Genomic DNA, 4,348 nt, shown 5'->3' with positions numbered 1-4,348 from the left:
GGCCGTCGTCGCGTGCGCCGCCCAGGCGGCCTTGCGGGCCGCGGACTGGGCGGCGTAGGAGGCGGAGATGGCGCTGGAGGCGGCGTTCGCCGCGCCCTGGGCGGCGCCGGCGGCCTTGCGGGCGGGCGCCGCGGACTTGGCGACGGCCTGCTCGGCGGCCTGCGCGTCGGCGGCGGCCTTCTGGGCGGCGTTTCTGGCCTCGGCGGCCGCGGCCTTCGCCTTGTCCGACTCCTCCTTCGCCTGCTCGGTCGTCAACTGAGCGCGCTTGGACTGCCGTTCGACGACCGCGACGAGCTGCTCGATGGTCGCCGCCTCGTCGTCACGGACCCGCGCGATGTTCTGACCGATCTCCAGGAACCAGCGGACGGCGTCCGCGCTCCCGTCGTCCAGGGCGCGCTGTGCGTACGTCGTCAGTTCGGGCCCGGCGCCGGTGAGGATCCTGAAGACCTCGGCCGTCTCGTCCTCGAGGCGCGCGCCGAACTGCGTGGCGGTGACGAACCTCATCAGCGCGTCCCCGGAGCCGTCGGCGAGCGCGGCGTCCGCGGCCGCCTGCACGCTCTTGCCGCCCTGGGCCTTGAGGGTGAAGGTGAGGACGTTGAGGTCCTCCTGCTGCGCCGTCACGTACCCGCCGGCCAGGAAGGCCGCGATCTCGGTGTCACCCGCACCCAGCACGCGCGAGATCTCGGCGGTGGTGCCCCTGCCCGAGGAGGTCAGCGAACGGAAGAGGGCGGCGCGGTTGTCCTCGGCGACGGCGGCGGGCAGCCCCGTGGCGACGAACGCCGCGACGTCCGCGTCCGTGCCGACGAGAGCGGCGGGCGCGGGCGGGCGGGGTTGCCCTCGGCGAGGGGGGGGGGCAGCCCGGTGGCGACGAACGCCGCGACGCCCGCGCCCGTGCCGACGAGGGCGGCGGCCGCGGCCGTGCGGGTCGCCCTGCCGCCGCACAGCCACGCGGTGACGGCCCTGGCCCGGGGAGTGTCCGGCAGGGAGGGAAGGGTGGGGACGCCGGCCGGGCCGGCCGTGGCGGCGAAGGCCCGGGCGGTCGCGGTGAGGGGCAGCGCGGTGGCCGCCACGGCCGCGGCGGCCACGGTCAGGATCCGGCGCCTGCTCCAGAAGGTGGTGTCCAAGGATCGACTCCTGATCGGTGGGGCAGACCGACGGCAGCGCACGCACACGATGGTGAACGGCCGTCGGTCGCAGGTGGGTTGGTGGTGCCGGCCCGCGCATCGGCTGCATTCGGCCGCAGCGGGGCGACGCGGGGCGACGCGGACCCCCGAGCCTTCCGGGCGGAGGGGAAGCCGTGGGCCTGCGGCGTTGACGCACCGTCGGCCCTGCTCCGGTGCCCCGGGGGGCGGGCGGAGCGGCTGACCTCCATGCTGGCGTCGAGGTCTGCGCAACAGGCTTCGCGGGACCGCGAAGTGGGCGAAACTCGCCCTCACGGCGCGCGCATCGGCGAATTCCGTACCGAGCCCCACCGCTCGGCGACCGGTGGCCGCGCGCACGAGGGAGGCCGCCGCACCGCGGAGCGGGCGGCCCGCGTACTGGGGGCTCAGCCCGCCACCGTGCGCCGCATCCCCGTGCGATGACGAACCGAAAGGCCCGTGCCGCGTAGACGCTCGGCGCACATCAGGGCCAGTCATCCCCTCCACCGGACCCGGGCTTCAAGGCCCGCGATCGACGGTGCCTCCTCGCGGGCGCTCGCCGAGGTCGCCCGCCTCGAACGCATCCGGAGCGACCTGCAACCAGGGGATGTCACTGCCGCCGTGCGCCTGTGGAGGAACCACGTTCACCACCCGGAGCGGCAGCTGCGGCACGACTACGAGTGGGGCAACGTGCACTGGTACTGCTGCGGCAGTCCTCCGGAAGACCATCAGCAGGGCTTGGGCACTCCTGTCAGAGCCCGACCGGACGTGCGCCGCCGCAACCGGCTATGCGCCCTCGTCGTCACCGTGCAGGGAACGGATCATGCTCCGCAGGATCCGGAACGCTTCCGACTGCTCGGTCCCGGTCAGGCCGGCCAGCATTCTGGCCTCGACGGACCGGACCGCTGCGCTCGCCTCCTCGAGGCTTCGGCGACCGCTGGGCGTGAGCCGGGTGGGAAGCGCCTTGCCGACGGGCGCCTCCGCGGGCCTGCTCACGTAGCCGTCCCGTTCCAGGGCCTGGAGCAGCACGTTCATCGTCTGCCGTGTCACGAACGCGCCCCGGGCGAGCTCGGAGTTCGACAAGCCCGGTCGCTGCGCCAGCAGTTCGAGGCAGGAGTAGTGCGTCACGCTCATCCCGAGCGGGCGCAGCACTTCCTCCATGGCCGCGCGCAGGGCGCTCGACGCCTCTTTGAGCAGGTAGCCCAGGGACGTCTCCAGGTCGACGCCGACACCTTCTTGACCCATGTCAGTATTCTGACATACGTTGACGCGTGTCAGAAAACTGACACACGGACAAGGAGTGTCATCATGCCCGCCACCGGCCCCGACTTCATCTCGCTCCAAGTGCGCGACCTCGACGCTTCGCAGGCGTTCTACGAGCGGTACCTGGGCCTCGTCCGCTCGCCGGCCGGACCTCCGCACGCCGTCGTCTTCGAAACGAAGCCGATCGCGTTCGCACTGCGCGACGTCCTTCCCGGCACCGACCTCGCATCCGTCGCCCAGCCCGGCATCGGTGCCGCGATCTGGCTCCACGCCACCGACGTCCAGGCCATCCACGACGCGCTCCTCGCCGACGGTCACACCATCGCCATGGCACCGATCGACGGTCCCTTCGGGCGCACCTTCACTTTCGCCGACCCCGACGGCTACCAGGTCACGCTCCACGACCGCGCTTGATCGATCGGGGGGCGACCGGCGCCCGTCCGGCCCGGCCGGCGGGCAACCGTGCCGAGGTCAGGCCGGGCGGCGGGCCCAGGCGGTGATCAGGGGGGCGGTGGTGACGTCGAGTTCGGTGGTCGCCAGGTTCTCCAGGTGGCGGTCCAGGTCGGCCGGGGCGATGCCCTGACCGGTGATCAGCTGGTCCCTGAGCTGGCGCACGGTGGCGGCCTCGAGCCGGCGGCAGGCGGGCGAGGTGACGGGGAAGTAGCCCTCGGCGTGGACGTCGGTGAGGCCGGCCGCGCGGAGCAGGGCCGGCAGGGTGCGGCCGAAGGCGAGGTCGGCGCCGCGTTCGGCGAGCAGGGCGCGGAAGCCCCGGCGGATCCGGTTGGCGAGTTCCTCGGCCGGCCCGCGCTCGTCGGGACAGGCGAGGGGCTGCAGGGCGGGGTCGGCGTCCTCGATGACCAGCAGGCCGCCCGGCCGGACGGCGGAGGCCATCCGGCGCAGCGCCTCGGCCCGCCCGGTGACGTGCACCAGGACCAGCCGGGCGTGCACGAGGTCGAAGGGTCCCTGTGGCGGCTCGTCCGCGGCCACGTCGTGCCGGTGCACCTCGATCCGGGCCGATGAGCCACGGGCCGGCGCGGCCAGGCCGTCCAGCCACGTGGTGTCGATGTCGGTGACCAGGACCCGGCCGTCCGGACCGACCCGCCGGGCCAGCGCGGCCGGCACCGAGGGCCCGCCGGCGCCGACCTCCCAGCAGTGCCAGCCGCGGGCCGGGCCCAGCCGCTCGAGGTGCTCGAGTGTCCACGGGTCGAAGAGTTCGGCCAGCGCGTCGAAGCGCACTCCCGCTTCGCGCTGCCGGTTGTCGAGGAGGTAGCTGTGATCGTTCGCCATGCGGCCATTCTCGCGCCGGTGCGGGGGCCGGTGGGGCGGGGGCCCTTCCCGGGCCCGTCCTGTGGCCGTCCTGGGGCCCGTCCCGGGGGCCTGCCGCCCGGGGGCCGGGCAGGGCCTAGGAGGAGGGGTCCGCCGCGGCGGGCGGGGCGGTCAGGGTGATCCGGATGCCGATGGTGCCGTCGGTGCCGCGGCGCAGCCGGCTGCCGAGCAGGGTGAGGACGCCGAGCAGGCCGTACTTCTGGCGCAGCAGGGTGCGGTAGGCCGCGGTGCGCTGGGGCGGGCAGATCTCGGCCACACCGGGGACCTGCGGGCCGGTCGGGTTGCCGCGCACGTCGCAGGGGCCCACCAGGACGTCCGGGCGGTTGCGGATGCGGCGCACCTTCCACGAGCCGGTCACCGTCCAGATGCCGAGCGCGTCGCCGTCGCGGACCACCCAGACCGGGGTGGGCACGCCGGTGCCGTCCTTGCGGAAGGTGGTGACCAGCAGGTAGCTGCCGGTGGAGAGGCTGATCAGGCGTTCGAGCTGGTCCTGCGACGGGTCGTCCATGGCCCGCAGTCTAGGGCCCGCGGGCCCCGCGGCCGGGCGATCCACGGCCGGGCGATCCACGGCCGGGCCACCCGCGTCCGGGCGACCCACGGCCCCGGGCCGGCCGACGCAC

The 4,348-nt window shown here is 74.6% G+C and carries 6 protein-coding genes; 1 reads left to right on the top strand and 5 read right to left on the bottom strand.

Annotated elements, in window-relative coordinates; translation table 11 throughout:
- From ABD323_RS38030 to ABD323_RS38020, 3 genes are all read right to left on the bottom strand, one after another.
- A partial coding sequence (locus ABD323_RS38030) for an ALF repeat-containing protein (protein ID WP_344446674.1) occupies positions 1-672 on the bottom strand: 672 nt, incomplete at its 3' end.
- A 38-nt stretch (positions 673-710) separates the two neighbouring features.
- Positions 711-1,124 carry a hypothetical protein gene (locus tag ABD323_RS38025; RefSeq protein WP_344446673.1) on the bottom strand — a complete coding sequence of 138 codons (414 nt, stop codon included), beginning with the start codon at positions 1,122-1,124 and terminating at the stop codon, positions 711-713.
- Positions 1,125-1,925: 801 nt separating this feature from the next.
- Complete coding sequence (locus ABD323_RS38020; protein ID WP_344446672.1) at positions 1,926-2,384, bottom strand: MarR family winged helix-turn-helix transcriptional regulator; 459 nt, start codon at positions 2,382-2,384, stop codon at positions 1,926-1,928.
- Positions 2,385-2,447: 63 nt separating this feature from the next.
- On the opposite strand from ABD323_RS38020, the gene ABD323_RS38015 reads away from it, so the two are divergent.
- Positions 2,448-2,816, top strand: a complete 369-nt coding sequence (locus ABD323_RS38015; RefSeq protein WP_344446671.1) for a VOC family protein — start codon at positions 2,448-2,450, stop codon at positions 2,814-2,816.
- 57 nt (positions 2,817-2,873) lie between these two features.
- Here ABD323_RS38015 and ABD323_RS38010 read toward each other — a convergent pair whose 3' ends face one another.
- Positions 2,874-3,689, bottom strand: a complete 816-nt coding sequence (locus ABD323_RS38010; RefSeq protein WP_344446670.1) for a class I SAM-dependent methyltransferase — start codon at positions 3,687-3,689, stop codon at positions 2,874-2,876.
- A 115-nt stretch (positions 3,690-3,804) separates the two neighbouring features.
- On the bottom strand, positions 3,805-4,236 hold the full coding sequence (locus ABD323_RS38005; RefSeq protein ID WP_344446669.1) for a PPOX class F420-dependent oxidoreductase: 432 nt from the start codon (positions 4,234-4,236) through the stop codon (positions 3,805-3,807).
- Between the last annotated feature and the right edge of the window lie 112 nt (positions 4,237-4,348).

The organism is Kitasatospora nipponensis (genome assembly GCF_039528135.1).
In the GTDB taxonomy this organism is placed as follows: Bacteria; Actinomycetota; Actinomycetes; order Streptomycetales; family Streptomycetaceae; genus Kitasatospora; species Kitasatospora nipponensis.
This window is presented reverse-complemented; position numbering and strand designations above follow the sequence as displayed.